Source organism: Methanomassiliicoccaceae archaeon DOK (assembly GCA_009911715.1).
Lineage (GTDB): Archaea > Thermoplasmatota > Thermoplasmata > Methanomassiliicoccales > Methanomethylophilaceae > Methanoprimaticola.
This window is the reverse complement of record CP047880.1, coordinates 479733-496585: the sequence shown is the minus strand read 5'-3', so window position 1 is coordinate 496585 and position 16853 is coordinate 479733. Positions and strand designations below refer to the sequence as shown.

Sequence of the window (16853 nt, the reverse complement as noted above, 5' to 3'; positions counted from 1 at the left end):
ACCATCACCCGTTGATGACTGCGTCTACGGCAGCGATGAACCTGCAGTTGCGCTCCCTGTCCTTCACGCTGTAGCGTATGTAATTCGTGAAGCGGTCGCCGAAGGATGCGCAGTCGCGGACGGAGATCCCGTGCGTGATCATCCTCTTGTTGAACTCGGCGCCGGTCATCCCCAGCGACTCGAGGGAGTTGAAGTAGAAGAACGAGTCAGAAACGGCTCCCACGGGGAAACCGATCTCCCCGAGCGAGGAGTTCATGAGCTCCGACTCCTCGGCCATGACGGCCGCCGCATGATCCACGTAGTCCATCTTGTCCCTCAGCAGGACCGTCGCCACGGTCTGCTCTATCTCGCCCACGTTCCATGTCATGCGGACCTTGTCCATCTCGGCGATGATATCGGGGTTGGAGAACCCGAACCCTATCCTTATGCCGGGGATCGCGAACGATTTCGTGAGTGAGGATGCGACAATGAGGTTGGAGAAGCGGCTCACCATCCCGGACAGCGTTATGTCCGTGTAGCCGGGGACCAGCTCCAGGAGCGTCTCGTCCAGGAAAAGGAGCGTGCCCTGCTCCTCGAGCTCGCGGGCGATGCGGACGAGCTTGTCACGGGGCTCCACCCTGCCGGTGGGGTTATTGGGGTTGCATATGTACACCGCCCTGGCGCCCTCGGCGGCCTCCAGCAGACGGTCGGCGTCGATCCTGAAGTCCTCCTCGGGCTGAAGCTCGAACGGATGGACCTCGGCGCCGACAATCCTGCACTGCTGGGTGTACTCGGCGAACGAAGGACTCGGGATGACGACCCTGTCGCCCCTCTCGTAGAACGTGTTGGGGACGTTCCTAATTATATCTGACGATCCGGCGCCGACGGAGATGCAATCCGTTGCGACGTTGAACGTCTTTGCGATGACCTCCCTGAGCTCCGCGCAGGAGTCGTCCGGGTAGTGGCCGACCTGCGGTATGGCCGAGGCGACAATCTCCGCCAGGTCCTCTGGGGGTCCGAAGGGATTCAGGTTGTGGCTGTAGTCCTCGACGTTGTCGAGCATCCATCCCTTCCCGCCGTGAACGGTGCGGGGGAGGTTAGCCAGTTCGCTTCTAGGTGATATGCGCCCCTTCGTCATTGCCGGACGCATCGGAATCACCGTATTTATGCTATCGGCTGATGGTTCCATCCATCATCTTTCCGCAGGTCTGGCTCTTTATAACCGATGGCGTCGTAGGCACAGATATTGGCCGATTGGAATCAGGGAGATTACATTGACGCCCGGACGGGGATCCGTGCGGATGTTCTCGGTCAGGCGGGCCCGTCGGGATTCGAACCCGAGTCTGAGGCTCCGGAGGCCCCCATGCTATCCAAGCTATACTACGGGCCCAGAGAGAATTTTGGGGTTTGAGAAGAATAGTTGTGCCGGGGCGGGTTTCGCCCCGGCGATCCTGAGCCTCCTGTTGAGAGGGTGGAGGCGGATTGAAGATGATCTCTCTTCTCAGTTCTGTTTGAACTCGGTGTATCCGCAGTTTCCGCAGGAGACACGGTCCTTGTGGGTTGCCATGAAGACACCGGGTCCGCACTTGGGGCAGACGGGCTTGGTCCTGACGAGCTTGTCGCCCTCGACCTTGTATGCGTCCTTCTTGGCGACGACTTTCTTGGGTGCGGCTGCTTTTGCCATTCAAATCACTCCTGGGGTGCTTCCTCTTCGGCGGGTGCCTCGGGCTTGGTTGCCTCGATTCCGTTCCTCTTCAGCAGGTACTCCCTGTCGAACTCGAGGGCGGCCTCCTTGCTCTCGTAGACCTTGGCGTATCCCTTGGACATGCCCCTTCCGTAGACGGACTCGATGTTGTCGACGACGACACAGTCCCTCTTGGATTTGGTCTGTTTCGCGACCTCCTCGGCGACGGCGTTCCTGCCGGGGGTGGACTCTCCGTTGTGGTCGATGGTGAAGTACACCTCGACCCTCTTCTGCAGAGGGTTGTCTTTCTGCTGGGTTATTTCCATCTTCATTCCAGTTCCTCCATTCTGGCCACGAGTTCCGTGACCCTCTTGCGGATGGCTCCGTCCGTGGTGACTGCCATCATGCATCTTCCGGGCATGCCGTAGACCACGACCGCGTCGTCCTCGGCGTAGAACAGACATGGCAGCAGTGCCAGGTCCTCCTCGCCGTCGACGCGTATCAGGCCGACCTCCCCTCCGATGCCCCTGCGGATCGCATCAGCCATTGCGGCTGTGATCCTCCCCGCGGGGTTCGAGACGACCTCCTTCTCCTCGCCCTCCACGAGCTTCGCGAAGTCGGTCATCTCCCTGCGCTCCGTGCTGCCGTCGTACACCGACAGCAGCGGCCTCACGCCGTGCCTTCTGAAGGTCAGAGATACCACGTCCCCGACCGTTATGAAACATGTTTGAGCGTTGATGTTGTCAAGTTCGCCTTCGTCCATCTCCCTTCCGATGGGCTCCTTGAACGCTCCCCTCTGGGATTCGGGGAGGACCAGGTCCCTCTCGAACATGGGACTCAGCGGACCTTGAGGGCGTACCTGCCGTTGGCGGATATGCCCATCTTCTTGGCGATCTCCGACTTCTCGAAGTCGATGACCGCGAGGTAGCCCTGCCACTCTTTCGATGTCTGTCCGCCGCAGCGGGGGCAGGTGTCGTCCTCCGAGATGAAGCTGCACTGCTTGCAGGCCTTGAGCACGGGTCCGACCATCACTCATCGCCTCCGTTCTTCTCGGACTTCTTGTTGTGGTCCTCCTCGAGCCACTGGAGCTTCCCGAGACCGGGCTGACGCATGGTGAGTCCGATCTTGCTCTCCTGAGGGTTCTTCTCGTTGAGGTCGATGCTCACGACCCTGGCCTTGACGATGTCGCCGACGGCGAGGTACCTTCCGGTGTCCTTGCCGACGAGCCTCTGGTTGGTCTCGTCGATGTCCACGCGGTCGTCCATGACCTGGCTGATGTGCAGGAGGCCGTCGAGCGGACCGAACCTGACGAACGCACCGAACTTGAGGATCTCAACGACCTTGCCGATGATGATCTCGTTGTCCCTGGGCTTGAACACGACCTGGTCGAACTTCACGGTCTGGTAGACCGCCCCGTCCCCGTGGACGATGCGGCCGGGACCTACGGTCCTGACGTTCTTGATCAGCACGGTGAAGTTCTTGTCCTCTCCAAGGCGGCCCTCGTAGGTCTCCCAGGTGAGGCTGTCGATGACGCTGTCTATGTCATCCTTCAGGTCCTTCGGCGGAATGCGCACGACCTTCTCGACCTCGGTTAGCATATACATGGTGGGTCCTCTCGAATGTACCCGACTATAGCCATCTCGTATTTAAACGTGACTTGCTGGGTTCTTCTTATATAATAATAAAGGAAGACGTCCCGGCACCAGATGGGAGGTGCCTCCCCGGAAGCGCCGTCGGGGCCCCTCCGACAGTGCCAGACCTGCATGTTGGGGCCCGCCCGGACGAACCTTTCACATCCTTCGAGCATCGACAATCGCATTTATTTAGAAGAACCCATACACGTCCCGCTTAAACGCTAAAGGAATCGATAAAATGATAGATTTCGGAACTGAGACTCTATTGTTCATGATTCCCGTCGCCGCGGTCATCGCAGTGATCTTCGCCGCGTACTTCTTCAAGTACGTATGGTCGAAAGACAAAGGGACCCCTGAGATGCAGGAGATCTCCGATGCGATCGAGACCGGTGCAATGGCGTATCTTAAACGCCAGTACAAGACGATCGGAATCATCAGCGTTATCGTCGCGATAGTCATAGCACTCGTCGGATTCGCCGCCGAGAGCTTCGAGGACTACCTCAACTACAGGGTCGCCATCGCGTTCCTCATCGGAGCGGGCTTCTCGATCCTGTCCGGATTCATCGGAATGAAGGTGTCCGTCAACTCCAACATCAGGACCGCCAGCGCGGCCCGCACGTCGCTCAACGACGCTTTCAAGGTATCCTTCCGCGGCGGTGCTATCTCCGGTATCGTCGTCTCCACCCTCAGCCTGGTCGGTCTGTTCGTCGTCTTCCTCGCCTACTACTACTGGTGCGGAGAGGACATGACCATGACCCTCCACTCCGTCGTCGGATACGCCTTCGGAGCCTCCTTCGCCGCACTGTTCGCCCAGCTCGGCGGTGGAATCTACACCAAGGCCGCTGATGTGGGAGCCGATCTCGTCGGAAAGGTCGAGGCCGGAATCCCCGAGGACGACCCCAGGAACCCTGCAGTCATCGCCGACCTGGTCGGTGACAACGTCGGAGACTGCGCCGGACGTGGTGCAGACATCTTCGAGTCGACCGCCGCCGAGATCATCGGATCGATGGTCATCGGACTCGCCGTCGTCCACGCCCTGGGCGACGCCGCATCCTACAACTGGATCTACCTGCCCCTCGTGCTCATCGCGTTCGGGCTCATCGCTTCCCTCATCGGAATCTTCGTTGTCCGCCTCAAGGACGACAACTCCGATGTCATCAAGTCCATGAACGTCGGATACTACCTGACGGTCGTCCTCGTCGTGGTGTTCCTGTTCTTGGCTACGTACATGGTCCTCGGACAGTCCGAGGGCATCGACAACTGGTACATGTTCGCCGGAGCCGGACTCGTCGGAATCATCCTCGGTCTGGCCATCGTGTTCATCACCCAGTACTACACCGGCGACCACAAGCCCGTGAAGTCCATCGCCGAGTCCTCCGAGACCGGCCCCGCCACCAACGTCATCCAGGGAATCTCCATCGGAATGGAGTCCACCGTCCTGCCCGTCGTCTGCATCGTAGTGGCCATCATCGCCACCTACCTGCTCGGTTACGCCGCCGCCCCCGAGGGCGCCGACGCCGCCACCTTCGGACTCTACGGAACCGCCATCGGAACCATCGCCATGCTGGGATCCTCCGCGTTCATCCTCGCCATGGACACCTTCGGACCCATCACCGACAACGGAGGCGGAATCGCCGAGATGAGCAACCAGCCCTCCGAGGTCCGCGACAGGACCGACAAGCTGGACTCCGCCGGTAACACGACCAAGGCCCTCACCAAGGGATACGCCATGGCCTCCGCCGCCCTGGCAGCCTTCCTGCTCTTCGCCGCCTTCTTCGAGATCGTGGCCGAGGTCAAGGGAGAGACCATCACCGAGGTCATGCACGTCGACCTCGGCGACCCGCTGATCTTCGTCGGCGGACTCGTCGGAGCCGTGCTCGTGTTCTTCTTCGCCTCCCTCGCCATCCGCGCGGTCAGCAAGGCTGCTGGTGAGATGATCGAGGAGGTCCGCAGGCAGTTCCGCGAGGACCCCGGCATCATGGCCGGAACCTCCAAGCCCGACACCGCCAAGTGCGTCGACATCGCCACCCGCGGTGCCCTCAAGGCAATGGTCGTCCCCGCCCTGCTCCCCATCCTCGTCCCGATTGTCTTCGGACTGATCTACAGGTACTGCCTGACCGACTACGTCCAGGCCTACGAGGCCGTCGGCGCCCTGATCATGGTCGGTACCATCGTCGGAATCCTGATGGCCAACTTCCTCAACAACGGAGGAGGAGCCTGGGACAACGCCAAGAAGTACATCGAGGAGGGCAACCACGGCGGAAAGGGATCCCCCGCTCACGCCGCTGCCGTCGTCGGAGACACCGTCGGAGACCCCTTCAAGGACACCGCCGGACCTTCGATCCACGTGCTGGTCAAGCTGCTGTCCACCATCTGCCTGGTGACCGCCGTCCTCTTCATCGCCTGATCGCGATGTGAAAACAGGGATGGGGTCCTCCCCATCCCATCTTAGAATTCGGTTCTGAATCGTTTCAATCGTCGGAGACCTCTGAGAGGAGCGTCTCCCTCACGGACTCCGGCAGGTCCTCGCATCCGATGTAGTCCCTGAGTGCCTCGACGTAGCTCCCGCCCTTGACGGCGCTCACGAATGCCATGCCGCGTGCAACTACAGAGAGGTCGTCGTCGGGAAGCCCGAACACCATGTCCGGTACCCAGCAGCCCTCGTCGTAGATGTACAGCGTGCCGGGGTTGTCCTCGGAGAGGCGCGATGCCCACATCTCCGCGTCGCCGGGGGATGCGAACACGTTCTCCGTGATCCCGCCCCTGGCGGTGCAGAAGGCGTACTTGAAGCAGATTGCCATGACCGGTGAACCGACCACAGCCGAGATAATGTTTCGCTCAGACGAAGGGGGACATCCACAGGCCGTTGCGCTTCGCGACCTCCTCGGCGTCCTCGTCGTAGACGGTCCTGCCGCAGACGATGGTCGCCAGGCGGTTCCTGCCGTCCCTGTCTATGTACCCCGTGCCGAATGTCACCACGGGGTTGAGGACCTCCCTCCCGGTGGCCTCCGCGGCGTTCCTGGCACCCATATCGCAGTTCACCGAGACCACGAGGTCGTAGTCGCCCTCCACGGATGCCGCCATCCTGTCGGCCTTTGACATGAAGCACGGGGCGGAGCTGGACACGCATCCGGCGACCTCCACCCCGTCGCGGGACAGCCTGTCCGCCAGCCTCTGCCCGGCGTCCTGGCCGCCGATGTTGCACAGCCTGGCACATGTGTTGCAGGTCCAGACCAGGACCTTCCTGCCCCGGACGTCCTCGAGGAGCGTCTCGTAATCCCTGTCCCTAGCCATGACGGTCATGGACCTCTAATCGACAGAATGGTTTTAAAATGAATTCACGTCGCGGAAGGCCATGTTCCTGGCGATCGACGGGCTGGACGGAAGCGGGAAGAGCACCGTAGCCAGGGCCCTCGCTGATGACCTCAGTTCCAGAGGCGTGAGCGTCACCGTCAGGGAGCACCCCGGCGACGGGAGATGGGGCCGTCTCGCCAAGATGTCCCTCCTGGGCCGCGGCCGCGTGTCCAAGGCGTCCTCGGCGGTATTCCTCTTCCTGGACATGCTCTCGACGGGCAGGAAGGTCCGGAAGGGCGAGGACGTCATCGCCGTGAGGTACACCCTATCGTCCTGCTACCTCGACGGACGGGTATCGAAGGTGGTCCACTGGGGCCTGAAGACCCTTCTGCCCGAGCCTGACCTGATGATCCTGCTCGACATAGACCCCTCCCGTGCGCTCTCCCGTGTCGGCGACAGAGGGGACAAGGAGGAGATGTTCGAGAACATCGACTCGATGACAGAGGTCAGGTCGAGGATGCTCTCGTCCGACGACAGGTTCACAGTCGTCGACGCGAACGGCGACCCCGAGGACGTGCACAGACGCGCCCGGGAGGCCCTGGGGCTGTGACCCTCAGAGCCTCGTCCCGATGTCGAAGGCCTCCTTCAGGACGCCCTCGTCCATCGGCGACTCCCTTGGCATCATCCATGTGAGGTACGTCATCCTGCCCACGGGTTCGAAGAAGAAATGCTCGGCCATCACCTTCTCGATGCTCTTGGACACCCTATCGGCGCTCATGTCGTCCAGACCCGCCGTGACGACGGTGGCCAGCTTCTTCCCCTTGGGGAGTATCGTCGTCGCGTTCATGTCCAGGAACACGTACATGCGGTCGTGGAACAGCTTGAACAGCCCATTCATCTCGTTGAAACTGATGTTCGTGCAGAGGATGACGGCCTCCGCGTCGCGGACCGCGTCTATGATCGGCGAGATGTCGTCCTTGATCACGCAGGTGCCGCCGTTGTTCTTGCACGCCTCGCAGTTCTGGCACTGCCTGTATGACCTCATGTCGTTCAGGTTGAAGCGCACGACGTCCCTGCCGGCTGACCTGGCCCCGGCCTCGATCTGCCCGGCGATCCTGTCTCCGGCTCCGTTCTTCCTCGGACTTGCTACGATGGACACGACAGTCATGGTATCACAATGATACTATAACGTCGGCTTCGTTTATATACGGTGTGGTTTCAGAAGTGATACCCGTGTGCCTTCGGACCCTTTTCTCACAACGTACATATGTCCGTCCCAAACTTACTTTAATATGTGGCCACTAGCCCGAATCAGTGACAACAATGTCGGACAAACTCGAACTCATTCCCGTAGAGGATATCAAAGTGACCAAAGGGATGACCGTTGACCAGATGCTCAAGGCCATGGGCCGCGCTGGCGGGTTCACCGCCCAGAAGCTGGCCGACGCCACCGACATCGCCGAGGCCATGATCAAGAAGGAGGGCTGCCTCAGGATCCTCTCCTTCCCCGCCTGCATCATGGCCACGGGAACCCGCGGAGTCATCGTCGACATGGTCAAGAACAACATGATCGACCTGATCATCACGACCTGCGGAACCCTCGACCACGACCTGTCCAGGACCTTCGCCCAGTACTACAAGGGCGACTTCATGATGGACGACGCCATGCTCAGGGACGAGTACGAGATCAGCAGGCTCGGGAACGTCCTGGTCCCCGACTCCTGCTACGGGGTCGTCCTCGAGGACAACCTCCTGCCCATGTTCGACGAGATCTTCGCCGAGACCCAGTCCCTGACCACCCACGAGATCATCGACCAGGTCGGCGCCAGGCTCGACAACGAGGACTCCCTCCTGTACCAGTGCCACAAGCACAACGTCCCCATCGTGGTCCCCGGAATCACCGACGGGTCCTTCGGATGCCAGCTCTGGATGTACTACCAGATGCACAGGAAGCTCAGGATCGACCTGTTCGGCGACGAGCAGATGCTCTCCGAGATGACCAACGACGCCGAGTTCACCGGAGCCATCATCATCGGAGGAGGAATCTCCAAGCACCACGTCATCTGGTGGAACCAGTTCCGCGGAGGGCTGGACTACTGCATCTACCTGACCACAGCCGAGGAGTACGACGGATCCCTCTCCGGTGCGCGCATCAGAGAGGCCGTCTCCTGGGGCAAGGTCAAGGAGGACGCGAAGAAGATGACCGTCGAGGGCGACGCCACCATCAGCCTCCCCCTGATCTACGCCGGACTCGCCGAGAGGCTGCTCTGACATGGACAGGATCCTGCTGATCCCCGGCGACGGCTACGGGCCGTCGATAATCGACGCCGCGGAGAGGACGCTGTCGATGGCGACCAGCGACGTCGAGGTCGTACGCGGCGACATAGGGTTCGCTGGCTACGAGCGCACCGGGGAGCTCCTGCCGCGCGACACGATGGATCTGGTCAGGGAGTGCGGAACGGTCATCTGCGGACCCGTGAAGGACTACAGGGACGAGGGCGGGAAGTCCGTCAACCCCCTCGAGAGCCTCAAGGTGGGCCTCGACCTCTACGCGGTGGTCAGATGCTTCCGCACGCTCTCCGACGACCTCGGGGTGCCCGGACTGGACATCACGCTGTGGGCCAGCAACATGACCGTCGGCAGCGACATCGTCGAGAGCAGGGACATAGACGGGATCACCATAAGCAAGTACATCAGGTCGTCGTCCTACAGCAGGATGATGGCCCGCGCACTGACCGACCTGGAGCTCAGCGGGAAGGGGAGTGTCGTCTGCGTCACGCAGGACACCCTCTTCCCCGACTCCAGCAACATGTTCTCCGAGACGTTCGACTCGCTGTTCGACCCTGCGGCGTTCCGCACGGACCACAGGAACGTCCAGTACTGGGCGTCCAAGTTCGTCAGGGACCCGAAGGAGTTCGACTACGTCGTGTGCGCGGACCTGTACAGCAACGTCGCCGCGGGGATAATGGCCGGAATGACGGGCGGCAACAGGCTGTCCCCCATCGCCTACGTCGGCGAGGGGTGCAACCTCATCGTCCCGGGCCTCTACAAGACGTTCGAGGACGTCCCCAAGGGCTACGCAAACCCCACTTCCGCCATATCAGCGGCCGCCATGGCACTGTTCGACATGGGGCGCAGGGACGAGGCGCTGTCGATCATCCGCGCCCTGACCGACACATACGGCGCCGGGGAGAGGACCCCGGACGTGGGCGGGACGCTCACGACGGAGCAGTTCACCGACTGCGTTCTCTCCCGCATCTGAGCCCTGAACGTTTTATTAGATGTCGGCAATCCTCCACCCGGAAGTGTTCCAATGAAGGATGCCGGTCACAGATCCTGCGTAGAAGCAGCACTCAACTTCGAGACCACGGACAGGACGCCTGTCAACAACTTCGCGCTCGTCACCGCAGCCCGCAGCGCCGGGTACAAGGTCGACGAGGCCAGATGGAACCCCCAGCTCTCGGCCAGGGTGTCCATAGACTACGCGCTGAAGACCGAATCGGATTTCGTCAAGCCCATCCTCGACTCGCAGGTCCCTTTCCAGGACATGGGCATGAAGGTGAGGTTCCCCGAGGACGACTACGGAAGGGTCCCCGGCCATGTCGTGGAGAACGCCGAGGACATAGACGGACTCGCGGTCTTCGACCCCTACAGGGCTGAGGAGTGCCCCAGGTTCACCAAGGTGTTTGTGGAGGCCCTCGAGGAGACGTCGAGGAACCTGCCCGAGGATCTGCACATCTGCGGCCTCTCATGGGGCCCCATCACCACAGCCGGATACTGCATGGGCGTCGAGAACATGCTCATGGCCACGATGTTCGGCGAGGGTGACACGGTCAAGAAGCTCGTCACGAAGGTCACTGACCTCGTGTCCGCGATGCAGAGGCGCATGATCGACGCCGGAGCCACCGTCATGTGGATGGCCGACCCGACGTCCTCCGCGGACATCATCTCCCCTGACATGTTCACCGAGTACTCCGAGGACCACATCAGGAAGGTCGTGGAGGACGTGAAGGCCGTCGATGACGTGCCTACCTTCGTCCACATCTGCGGGAACACCCTGAACATAATCGAACCCCTGAAAAGGACGCATGCCGACTGTCTGAGCTTCGACCATGCCGTGGACATCAACAGGGCCAAGGAGCTCGCCGGCAGAGACATCGCCCTCATGGGCAACCTCGATCCCGTGGAGCTGGTCATGAGCGGCACGCCCGAGCAGATCACGAAGGAGTCCTACAGGCTCATAGACGCGGCCGGCCAGGACGGAGGCTTCGTCCTCGCCCCCGGATGCGAGACCCCGATCAGCAGTCCCGACGAGAACGTGCTGGCCATGGGCCGTGCGGGCAGGGATTACTGGTCCAGGAAAGCGTAAAATTTATTAAGGGGACTCCCATCCCCTCCTTTACTGCAAGGGTAGTCAAGCCTGGCCAACGACGCTAGCTTGAGGGGCTAGTCCTTAGTGGTCCGCGAGTTCAAATCTCGTCCCTTGCACCATCCTTCTCCATACAGTTCTTGGGACACGTTTCCTGGGTTTCGCACTCGTCGTCCTCTTTGTAAAACCGTCCGCTGCATCGCTTTGATTCCAGATGGAAAAGTGTTTGGAGGTCGCCGCGGAGGTCATCACGTCGGCGACCGGCATCAGGTCTCTCAGGCGGCGAGGGCGATCGCGATCCACTCTCCGAGATCCTCAGCGACGGTCATGGCCTCTTCGCGGTCGAAGGGGCTCGCCATCCCCAGGTTCTCGACCATGTCGAGGTACCCATCGGGGGATGCGACCACGTCCAGGTACTTGTCGACAGCCGCATCGTAGTCGTCCAGTGCGTCGACGAAGATCCCCATGGAGATGAACGCGGAGACGCTGTAGCTGATGTAGTAGAACGGACTGTCGAAGTTGTGCGATATCACATACCATCCGTTGCCGGGTACGTACCCGTACTCCTGGCTCAGGCGCTCGACGATGGCATCGAACTCCTCCGAGGTGTCGGCACCTTCCTCGTAGGCGATTTGCTGGAAATCGTCCCAGAAGCAGCCCTCTATGACCATGTACAGGAGCTGAAGGGCCATGTATTCAGGAATGGCGGTCGAACCTCCCATCATCCCGCAGTACACTCCGAAGATCGCCTCCAGGCCGGTCGACTGGACCTCCCCGACGTCTTTGTCGTTGGTCTGTTCCCAGGACAGCGCGGCCGCCGAGGCGTGACCGAACTCGTGCACCAGAGCGGTCAGGTCAAAGAAGTCGCCGTATGGGTCGTCGTATATGTAGACGAAGTCCCTCCCGTCGGAGAGTGTCTGGGAGAAGCAGAACCCCGAGTCGATCTTCGTGTCCAAATCCTCGAAATCGATGAGGTCGTACCCGAGCATCGTGTCGTAGAGCTCCGCGAACTCGGGGCATACCCCTCTGATGAACTCCCCTCCATCCGCGAACAGCTCGTCCTCGCCGGAATAGCTGTACAGCGGAACTCCCACGCGGTCATCCAGGATCTGGAAGAGAGGGACGAGGGCCTCCTTGACGACCTCCTTGTAGGCCCCGGTGTCCTCGGGGGAGTACCCGCGGCCGTACTGCACCTCGTATGCGTACTCCGAATAGCTATCGTAGCCCTTGAGGTCGGCAAGACTCCCGCGTATGTCGATGAGCTCCCCGTAGATCCCCGCGATGGTCTCCGCATCGGACGGGTCCGCGTTGAAGTAGCGGTCCTGCGCCTCGGCCTCCGCCTCGATGAGCCGCAGCTCCTCGTCCGTCATGGACTCTCCCGCGAGCACCGAGTCCGCGAGCCCGTCTCCTATGACACGCCTCAGAGTGTCCGCTCCTGGACCGTTGAGGACCTCCCTGAACGCATCGTTCATGATCTCCAGGCTCTGGGAGTAGTAGGTCTCCCACATGCTGTACTCCTCGGAGAGGCCGGACGGGTCACGATTGTATTCCCAGTAGAAGAGCATGTACGACGTCTGCGTATCCTCGTGGAACAGCCTCATGTCCTCCACGTACATCGACATGGCGTTCACGGAGAGGTTTCCGTCCGCCGCCTCCCCGACGAGCGTGTCCGCCCTGGACTTCAACCCGTCCCATGCCTCGGTAGCGGACATCTCCTGTACTTCGTCCGGCGGGAGAAGGTTGATCTCGTCGAAGCGGGGCTTCTCGCCGTCATCGCTGCCGAAGACCGTGTACGTTACTCCGGCGCACAGTATCACCGCTATGACGATGACGACCGCCTTCTGAACCTTGTTCATGAAGCAGTATCGTCTTGCCGGATAAAAGCCTGGGACGTCAGGCATCGCTGCGGAGGTCGTACCCGAGCGAGCATCCGCCGTCGGAGTACGAGAACTCCGCCATCGCGCCGTTTATGAAGGTCATCCTCGGCGCCTTGTGGCCGACATCGGCGTCCGTCAGGACCGGAACCTCCAGATGTGCCAGCGCTCCCCTGACGAGCTCCGTGTACGTCGTCTCGCCGTGATAGAAGAGCGGCCTCCCGAACACGAACCCTGTGCATCCGCGGAACCATCCGTCCGCCTCCATCCCCCTGAGCATCGAGCGGATCCTGTCCTCGGTCATATCGAAGGTCTCCATGTACCAGACGATGCCGTCCCCCGAGTACCTGTCGACGAATCCGGACGGGTCCGCGGTCCGCTTGTCATGGAACCACGCCAGGACGTCCATGCACCCTCCGATCAGTCTGCCCGAGAAGCGGCAGTCGCCCACGGACGAGCCCCAGACGGTGGGCTCGTCCTCCTGGAAGGACTCCAGGCCTGTGACCCTGTCGACGAAGTCCGTCGCGTGGAACGGGAACGAGTCCTGCGAAGTTCTGGAGCCCTCCAGGAACTCCAGGTTCTCCGTCAGGCTCGGATGCCACTCCGCCATGCCGAAGTCCCCGAAGTTGCCGCAGTACACGGTGGCGACGTCGTGCTCCGCCGTCATCTTGAACATGAGTGTGGAGTTGTCCGAATAGCCCTGGAACCACTTGGGGTTCGATTCGTAAGCGTCCCAGTCCATCAGGGGCAGCATCTCGAACTGGTAGTCCCCGCCCTTGGCCGAGAATATGCACGAGACTTCGGGATCCTCCAGAAGGCTCGTGAGCTCGTCCACTCTCTGCCTCGCGGGAGCGGACCTGCCTTCCTCGTCTGCGGTGTAGACGTCGGGGGTCTCCACTATCCCGTACCCCATGGCCGAGAACTTCTCCTTGGCACTGGAGAACCTGTTGGCGTCCAGAGGGTCGTTCACGCCGAACGAGGGCGCGGTGACTCCGAGCTTGTCTCCTTTCCTGATGAAACGGGGCACGATCATGAGACTGGAATTCGAGGATACTCTATAAATCATGTAGCCATTCCGGGTCGCATGGGAATCCTATCCGACAGGGACATCATGGAGAGCCTGATGACAGGGTACATCGGCATCAGCGACTTCAGCGAGAGGGGCCTCACCCCCAACGGCTACGACCTCCGCATCGCGGAGATATCGGTTCGCGGCGACCCGGTGATCAAGAGGGAGGGCGTCGTGACCATACCTCCCCGCACCATGTTCTACGTGTCGACGGTCGAGAGGGTCAGGATGGCAGGAGACATCTGCGCCCAGCTGTGGCTCAGGACGACCTGGATAAGGAAGGGGGTCATCGGCGCGTTCGGGAAGATTGACGCCGGCTTCGAAGGGACCCTCACGCTCGGAGCGTACAACGCCACTGACGACCCCGTGGAGATTCCGATCGGCGAGAGGTTCTGCCAGATGGTCATGGAGACCCTGAACTCCGAGACCGTCAAGGATTACGCCCAGCGCAGCGGCAACTACCAGGGCCAGACGGGCATCACGCTGGACCCGCTCAAGAAGTGACCTCTCCGGACATCGGAAGGTAACAGGAGGGCACACGCGGCAGCGATCTGCCCGTGACCTCCATCCTCTCCACATCCAGCATTCCCTTCACCACATAGCTCTTGGGGATGAACTCCCTCGTCTCGAGATCCACACGTCCGATGAATATGCGATCGGAGACGGGGTTCCTCTTCCCCTCAACCCTTCTGCTGCGGCACTCGTACAGATACTCGTACCTGCCCTTCACTATGCGGACGATGTAGGTCATGCGTTCACTTCCGCATCCATCTATTTATTGTTTTTGAGAAGTTGTAGTTACCAGTCGATGTGTTTTCAACAATTAACAAATCATGTTTGATTGTTATAACATAATCATTCAAATACGAGATGTGTCTGAGGACGCCTCACGGCCGATGATGAGGCCGAGGAGTGAAAGAAAATGTTCGTCAGATACCAGCATGTTGAACGCATCGACGCCGACGAGACGGAAGGGCTCCTCGACGGAGTCTGCCACATCTTCCCCAAGATGGACGGCTCCAACATGTGCGCCTACACCGAGGACGGAGAGGTCCGCACGATGAGCAGGAACAAGGAGATCCAACCTCCCGAGCCCTTCGCGACATTCGTCCAGGGGCACCCCGGGATCGGGAGGTTCCTCAGGGACTTCCCTGGACTCCGCCTGTACGGGGAGTGGATGGTGCCCCATACGGTGAGATCGTACGTACCCGAGACCTGGAACAGATGGTTCGTGTTCGACGTGACCGCCGAGGACACGTCCGCCGAGTACCCCTGGGGAGACGGCAAGATGCTCAGATGCGACGGAAGGCAGTACATCCCCTACGAGGAGTACGCACCGATCCTCGACGCCTACGGGATCGAGTACATCCCTCCGCTGGCCGTCATCGACCGCCCCGACCTGAAGACCCTGGAGCGGTTCGCCGATGTTGAAAACACTTGGATGGTGGCGGAAGGAGCCGGATGCGGGGAAGGGATCGTTGTCAAGAGATACGGGTTCGTGAACCGGTTCGGAAGAACGAACTGGGCGAAGGTCCTAAACAGGAGCTTCTGCGTGTTCAAGGTCTCATCCACAGGAAACAGACGCGAGGAGAAAAGGGATGGGACCAGCACCGAGCACGAGATGGCGCTCAGGTACGTGACCCAGGACCTGGTAGACAAGGAGTACTCCAGGATCGTCGCCGAATCCGAGTCGAGGAAGGCCGTCCCCGGACAACTCCTCGGGACGGTCTGGCACTGCGTGGTGACGGAGTGCATGTGGGATGCCGTCAAGCGCTACGGATCGCCCACTGTGAACTTCAAGACGTTCAGACGCGAGTGCGAGCTGAGGACCAAGATGATGCGTCCGGAGGTCTTCGGTCTGAGGGGCCTCGAGGTTCTGGAGGAAGGCAGCTGAGCGCCTCCGCCGGCTGGACGGGCCGGCGGACAAACAACTTCAGCCCTTCGTGATGTCCAGAGAGTAGACGCTCATCGTCGGGGAGTAAGTCTTGAGTTCGGAGTGCTCTATGGAGATGGAGTGCCCTCCCGACGCGGCATCCGACACCAGCCTCTCCAGGAACGGCGGGAAGTCCTCCCTCTCGATGATCTTGTACATGTGGATGACGCCGCCGTGCTCCAGCCTGTCCAGGGCAATGGGCAGGAACCTGTCCGCGATCTGCGGGAGGTTCATGATTATGCGATTGGCCATTGGCAATCCGTAGACGAGCTCCGATGAGTCACCCGTCATCGGATGCAGATTGGAGATGTGGTTCCTTTCCGCGTTTATCCTGGCGAAGTGCTCCGCATCAGGGTTGAGGTCGATCGAGTACACGACCTCCGGTTTCGCCAGACGGCACATCACCGTGCCGAACGGGGCGACCCCTCCGAACATGTCTATGACCGTCTCCCCGTCACGGACCAGCCCTGCGATGCGGGCCCTCTCACTGCTCAGACGTGGATTGAAGTACACCCTGGCGGGGTCCGTGTACAGCCTGACCCCGAACTCCTTGTGGACGGTCTCGGAGGTCCCCTCCCCCGCGATCCTCTCCAGGTCGCGGATCCTGAACTCCCCCTTGACTCCGTGGTCCTCGAAAACGATGCGGATGCTGCGGTTCACCTTCAGAAGCGCCTCGCCTATCTGGGACGCATATGGCCTCAGCTCGTCGGGGAGCTTGATCATTGCCACATCCCCGACTACATCGAACGACGATGGCAGATGGTCCCTCAGATCCTCTGGCACGTCCGCCACATCGCGGTAGTCCGTGGGGCGCTGCTCCTGCACAGCCATGTCCGCATCCACGACCTCGTAGTCCATGTACGAGTCGCAGAGCACCGGGATCAGCAGGCAGTCACCCTCGGAGCGGATCCTCGCACCGAGGTCCAGCAGACCCTCCGCGAACAGCGCTGAGCGCACTTGCTCCCCTTCGCGCTTCGGCACGCGCACGCATCTGACCATGTCGACCCCATCCGCCTG

20 protein-coding genes and 2 tRNA genes are annotated in these 16853 nt (G+C 60.9%); 8 read left to right on the top strand and 14 right to left on the bottom strand.

Features of this window, described 5'->3' with window-relative positions; all coding sequences use genetic code 11:
- Positions 1 to 4: 4 nt before the first annotated feature.
- From JS82_02645 to JS82_02615, 7 genes are all read right to left on the bottom strand, one after another.
- Positions 5 to 1117, bottom strand: coding sequence for an aminotransferase class I/II-fold pyridoxal phosphate-dependent enzyme (locus tag JS82_02645; protein QHK17080.1), 1113 nt, complete (start codon positions 1115 to 1117; stop codon positions 5 to 7).
- Positions 1118 to 1295: 178 nt separating this feature from the next.
- Positions 1296 to 1369 (bottom strand) — tRNA-Arg (locus JS82_02640).
- Positions 1370 to 1480: 111 nt separating this feature from the next.
- Positions 1481 to 1663: a 30S ribosomal protein S27ae gene (locus tag JS82_02635; GenBank protein ID QHK17079.1), complete on the bottom strand. Its 183-nt coding sequence runs from the start codon at positions 1661 to 1663 to the stop codon at positions 1481 to 1483.
- 5 nt (positions 1664 to 1668) lie between these two features.
- Positions 1669 to 1995: a 30S ribosomal protein S24e gene (locus JS82_02630; GenBank protein ID QHK17078.1), complete on the bottom strand. Its 327-nt coding sequence runs from the start codon at positions 1993 to 1995 to the stop codon at positions 1669 to 1671.
- Positions 1992 to 2495 (bottom strand): DUF359 domain-containing protein, encoded by a 504-nt coding sequence (locus JS82_02625; GenBank protein QHK17077.1) that lies wholly within the window; start codon positions 2493 to 2495, stop codon positions 1992 to 1994. The genes JS82_02630 and JS82_02625 overlap by 4 nt, the downstream gene beginning before the upstream one ends.
- A 5-nt stretch (positions 2496 to 2500) precedes the next feature.
- Positions 2501 to 2692 carry a DNA-directed RNA polymerase subunit E gene (locus tag JS82_02620; protein ID QHK17076.1) on the bottom strand — a complete coding sequence of 64 codons (192 nt, stop codon included), beginning with the start codon at positions 2690 to 2692 and terminating at the stop codon, positions 2501 to 2503.
- Positions 2692 to 3267, bottom strand: coding sequence for a DNA-directed RNA polymerase (locus tag JS82_02615; GenBank protein ID QHK17075.1), 576 nt, complete (start codon positions 3265 to 3267; stop codon positions 2692 to 2694). The genes JS82_02620 and JS82_02615 overlap by 1 nt, the downstream gene beginning before the upstream one ends.
- 268 nt (positions 3268 to 3535) lie before the next feature.
- On the opposite strand from JS82_02615, the gene JS82_02610 reads away from it, so the two are divergent.
- The gene (locus tag JS82_02610) at positions 3536 to 5704 is read left to right on the top strand and encodes a sodium-translocating pyrophosphatase (protein QHK17074.1); all 2169 of its coding nucleotides are present in this window, start codon (positions 3536 to 3538) and stop codon (positions 5702 to 5704) included.
- A 64-nt stretch (positions 5705 to 5768) separates the two neighbouring features.
- On the opposite strand, the gene JS82_02605 is transcribed toward JS82_02610, so the two are convergent.
- Positions 5769 to 6098 (bottom strand): hypothetical protein, encoded by a 330-nt coding sequence (locus tag JS82_02605; protein ID QHK17073.1) that lies wholly within the window; start codon positions 6096 to 6098, stop codon positions 5769 to 5771.
- Positions 6099 to 6135: 37 nt separating this feature from the next.
- Positions 6136 to 6600, bottom strand: coding sequence for a hypothetical protein (locus JS82_02600; protein QHK17072.1), 465 nt, complete (start codon positions 6598 to 6600; stop codon positions 6136 to 6138).
- 52 nt (positions 6601 to 6652) lie between these two features.
- Between JS82_02600 and JS82_02595 the strand changes: the two genes are divergently transcribed.
- On the top strand, positions 6653 to 7201 hold the full coding sequence (locus tag JS82_02595; GenBank protein ID QHK17071.1) for a thymidylate kinase: 549 nt from the start codon (positions 6653 to 6655) through the stop codon (positions 7199 to 7201).
- Positions 7202 to 7204: 3 nt separating this feature from the next.
- Here JS82_02595 and JS82_02590 read toward each other — a convergent pair whose 3' ends face one another.
- On the bottom strand, positions 7205 to 7759 hold the full coding sequence (locus JS82_02590) for a hypothetical protein (GenBank protein QHK17070.1): 555 nt from the start codon (positions 7757 to 7759) through the stop codon (positions 7205 to 7207).
- Positions 7760 to 7914: 155 nt separating this feature from the next.
- Between JS82_02590 and JS82_02585 the strand changes: the two genes are divergently transcribed.
- From JS82_02585 to JS82_02570, 4 genes are all read left to right on the top strand, one after another.
- A complete protein-coding gene (locus JS82_02585) occupies positions 7915 to 8862 on the top strand; it encodes a deoxyhypusine synthase (GenBank protein QHK17069.1) in 948 nt (315 codons plus the stop codon).
- Between the two features lies 1 nt (position 8863).
- Complete coding sequence (locus JS82_02580; protein QHK17068.1) at positions 8864 to 9853, top strand: hypothetical protein; 990 nt, start codon at positions 8864 to 8866, stop codon at positions 9851 to 9853.
- A gap of 51 nt (positions 9854 to 9904) precedes the next feature.
- Complete coding sequence (locus tag JS82_02575) at positions 9905 to 10960, top strand: methyltransferase/corrinoid binding protein (GenBank protein QHK17067.1); 1056 nt, start codon at positions 9905 to 9907, stop codon at positions 10958 to 10960.
- 35 nt (positions 10961 to 10995) lie between these two features.
- A tRNA-Leu gene (locus JS82_02570) sits at positions 10996 to 11082 on the top strand.
- A gap of 153 nt (positions 11083 to 11235) precedes the next feature.
- Here JS82_02570 and JS82_02565 read toward each other — a convergent pair.
- Positions 11236 to 12816 (bottom strand): hypothetical protein, encoded by a 1581-nt coding sequence (locus tag JS82_02565; GenBank protein ID QHK17066.1) that lies wholly within the window; start codon positions 12814 to 12816, stop codon positions 11236 to 11238.
- 37 nt (positions 12817 to 12853) lie between these two features.
- Positions 12854 to 13867, bottom strand: coding sequence for a hypothetical protein (locus JS82_02560; protein ID QHK17065.1), 1014 nt, complete (start codon positions 13865 to 13867; stop codon positions 12854 to 12856).
- Between the two features lie 51 nt (positions 13868 to 13918).
- Between JS82_02560 and dcd the strand changes: the two genes are divergently transcribed.
- Entirely contained in the window at positions 13919 to 14407 is a 489-nt protein-coding gene (dcd, locus tag JS82_02555; protein QHK17064.1) for a dCTP deaminase, read from the top strand.
- Here dcd and JS82_02550 read toward each other — a convergent pair.
- Positions 14397 to 14654: a hypothetical protein gene (locus JS82_02550; protein QHK17063.1), complete on the bottom strand. Its 258-nt coding sequence runs from the start codon at positions 14652 to 14654 to the stop codon at positions 14397 to 14399. The genes dcd and JS82_02550 overlap by 11 nt on opposite strands.
- Before the next feature lie 171 nt (positions 14655 to 14825).
- Between JS82_02550 and JS82_02545 the strand changes: the two genes are divergently transcribed.
- Positions 14826 to 15797: a hypothetical protein gene (locus JS82_02545; protein ID QHK17062.1), complete on the top strand. Its 972-nt coding sequence runs from the start codon at positions 14826 to 14828 to the stop codon at positions 15795 to 15797.
- A gap of 39 nt (positions 15798 to 15836) precedes the next feature.
- Here the strand turns inward: JS82_02545 and JS82_02540 are convergent, their stop codons facing one another.
- Positions 15837 to 16835 (bottom strand): class I SAM-dependent methyltransferase family protein, encoded by a 999-nt coding sequence (locus JS82_02540; protein ID QHK17061.1) that lies wholly within the window; start codon positions 16833 to 16835, stop codon positions 15837 to 15839.
- Positions 16836 to 16853 lie beyond the last annotated feature (18 nt).

Excerpts from the sequence above, each read along its gene's own strand:
- JS82_02645 (QHK17080.1), bottom strand. The coding sequence starts at position 1,117 with ATGACGAAGGGGCGCATATCACCTAGAAGCGAACTGGCTAACCTCCCC.
- JS82_02635 (QHK17079.1), bottom strand. The coding sequence starts at position 1,663 with ATGGCAAAAGCAGCCGCACCCAAGAAAGTCGTCGCCAAGAAGGACGCA.
- JS82_02630 (QHK17078.1), bottom strand. The coding sequence starts at position 1,995 with ATGAAGATGGAAATAACCCAGCAGAAAGACAACCCTCTGCAGAAGAGG.
- JS82_02625 (QHK17077.1), bottom strand. The coding sequence starts at position 2,495 with ATGTTCGAGAGGGACCTGGTCCTCCCCGAATCCCAGAGGGGAGCGTTC.
- JS82_02620 (QHK17076.1), bottom strand. The coding sequence starts at position 2,692 with ATGGTCGGACCCGTGCTCAAGGCCTGCAAGCAGTGCAGCTTCATCTCG.
- JS82_02615 (QHK17075.1), bottom strand. The coding sequence starts at position 3,267 with ATGTATATGCTAACCGAGGTCGAGAAGGTCGTGCGCATTCCGCCGAAG.
- JS82_02610 (QHK17074.1), top strand. The coding sequence starts at position 3,536 with ATGATAGATTTCGGAACTGAGACTCTATTGTTCATGATTCCCGTCGCC.
- JS82_02605 (QHK17073.1), bottom strand. The coding sequence starts at position 6,098 with ATGGCAATCTGCTTCAAGTACGCCTTCTGCACCGCCAGGGGCGGGATC.
- JS82_02600 (QHK17072.1), bottom strand. The coding sequence starts at position 6,600 with ATGACCGTCATGGCTAGGGACAGGGATTACGAGACGCTCCTCGAGGAC.
- JS82_02595 (QHK17071.1), top strand. The coding sequence starts at position 6,653 with ATGTTCCTGGCGATCGACGGGCTGGACGGAAGCGGGAAGAGCACCGTA.
- JS82_02590 (QHK17070.1), bottom strand. The coding sequence starts at position 7,759 with ATGACTGTCGTGTCCATCGTAGCAAGTCCGAGGAAGAACGGAGCCGGA.
- JS82_02585 (QHK17069.1), top strand. The coding sequence starts at position 7,915 with ATGTCGGACAAACTCGAACTCATTCCCGTAGAGGATATCAAAGTGACC.
- JS82_02580 (QHK17068.1), top strand. The coding sequence starts at position 8,864 with ATGGACAGGATCCTGCTGATCCCCGGCGACGGCTACGGGCCGTCGATA.
- JS82_02575 (QHK17067.1), top strand. The coding sequence starts at position 9,905 with ATGAAGGATGCCGGTCACAGATCCTGCGTAGAAGCAGCACTCAACTTC.
- JS82_02565 (QHK17066.1), bottom strand. The coding sequence starts at position 12,816 with ATGAACAAGGTTCAGAAGGCGGTCGTCATCGTCATAGCGGTGATACTG.
- JS82_02560 (QHK17065.1), bottom strand. The coding sequence starts at position 13,867 with ATGATCGTGCCCCGTTTCATCAGGAAAGGAGACAAGCTCGGAGTCACC.
- dcd (QHK17064.1), top strand. The coding sequence starts at position 13,919 with ATGGGAATCCTATCCGACAGGGACATCATGGAGAGCCTGATGACAGGG.
- JS82_02550 (QHK17063.1), bottom strand. The coding sequence starts at position 14,654 with ATGACCTACATCGTCCGCATAGTGAAGGGCAGGTACGAGTATCTGTAC.
- JS82_02545 (QHK17062.1), top strand. The coding sequence starts at position 14,826 with ATGTTCGTCAGATACCAGCATGTTGAACGCATCGACGCCGACGAGACG.
- JS82_02540 (QHK17061.1), bottom strand. The coding sequence starts at position 16,835 with ATGGTCAGATGCGTGCGCGTGCCGAAGCGCGAAGGGGAGCAAGTGCGC.